This is a genomic window from Desulfosporosinus shakirovi, from assembly GCF_020595055.1.
GTDB lineage: Bacteria > Bacillota > Desulfitobacteriia > Desulfitobacteriales > Desulfitobacteriaceae > Desulfosporosinus > Desulfosporosinus shakirovi.
On sequence record NZ_JAJDOO010000088.1, the window covers coordinates 1 to 1,096 of the forward strand.

The following is a 1,096-nucleotide window of genomic DNA, read 5'->3' on the forward strand; positions in this document are numbered from 1 at the left end:
AGCAACCGGCTGTTAACCGGTAGGTTGTAGGTTCGAGTCCTACTCGGGGAGCCATGGCAGGGTAGCCAAGTGGTCTAAGGCAAGTGGTTCATACCCGCTCATTCGAGGGTTCAAATCCCCCCCCTGCTACCACACCTGCGGGTGTAGCTCAATGGTAGAGCGCTAGCCTTCCAAGCTAGTTACGAGAGTTCGATTCTCTTCACCCGCTCCATAAGAAATAATAACCGCACCGTTAGGTGCGGTTTTTAAATTATGCAAGAACATCAAACCTATTTCGCACTACTTCGTGTATGAATTAACACGCATTGGTTATGAACCACGGTAATCCCGTGTTCTTCACCATCTTGAATAGCATTTTTACTTTCGCTTCCGGGTTGCATCCAAACTCTTGTAATTCCAAGATCGTTACATTCATTGACAACTTGTTCAGTGATTTTAGGAGGGACAACAATGCTTACCGCATCAGGTTTCTTTGGTAAGGCAGCTAGAGAAGGATAACAAGGATCTCCGTCAATACTCTGTAGTTCGGGATTAATTGGAAAAACTGAGTAACCCGCCTTTCTGAGTTGTTTATAGACCTTATAGCCATACTTGTCGGTGTTATTAGATACGCCGATTACCGCCCAAGTTTTCTGACTCAAAAGTTCATTTATATCACTTGGCATACAAAATCCTCCTTCTGCTTAATTATTAGGGTGGATTGAGGTGTATTATTAGGCATTCCTATATGTAGTTTGACTGCTAATGTTATCTTTAGTGTAAAACAAACTCCTATGATTAGCAAACTAAGGTAATTCTAAGTTCAATAGGGGATTCTGATACTAATTGATGATATTATATTTTAAGCATGAAGCATGAAGCATGAATCGTTGGGCCATCGTTATCAGAGGGATGCACAAGTAAATTAGCAAATGTATAAGTCTTTGTTGACAATGAACAATGAAAATGCTATTATAACTGAGCGCCACAAAGATGCGACAACGATTGGATAAGTAGGAATTTAGTACTTCTAACTTAACAATCAGATAAATAGATTAGCTATTGCCAACGAGAGTTGGAAATGCTAAGATGTAAATTCGGCCTAAGGGGCGCGAGA

The 1,096-nt window shown here is 41.0% G+C and carries 1 protein-coding gene and 2 tRNA genes; 2 read left to right on the forward strand and 1 reads right to left on the reverse strand.

The window, feature by feature from the left end; translation table 11 throughout:
- The first annotated feature begins 55 nt into the window (after positions 1-55).
- Positions 56-132: transfer RNA gene (locus LJE72_RS25895), tRNA-Met, on the forward strand.
- Between the two features lie 5 nt (positions 133-137).
- Positions 138-211, forward strand: a tRNA-Gly gene (locus tag LJE72_RS25900).
- A 58-nt stretch (positions 212-269) separates the two neighbouring features.
- On the opposite strand, the gene LJE72_RS25905 is transcribed toward LJE72_RS25900, so the two are convergent.
- Positions 270-665 carry a CoA-binding protein gene (locus tag LJE72_RS25905; protein WP_229251014.1) on the reverse strand — a complete coding sequence of 132 codons (396 nt, stop codon included), beginning with the start codon at positions 663-665 and terminating at the stop codon, positions 270-272.
- Positions 666-1,096: the final 431 nt, after the last annotated feature.

Coding starts and splice junctions, on each gene's coding strand:
- LJE72_RS25905 (WP_229251014.1), bottom strand. CDS start 665: ATGCCAAGTGATATAAATGAACTTTTGAGTCAGAAAACTTGGGCGGTA.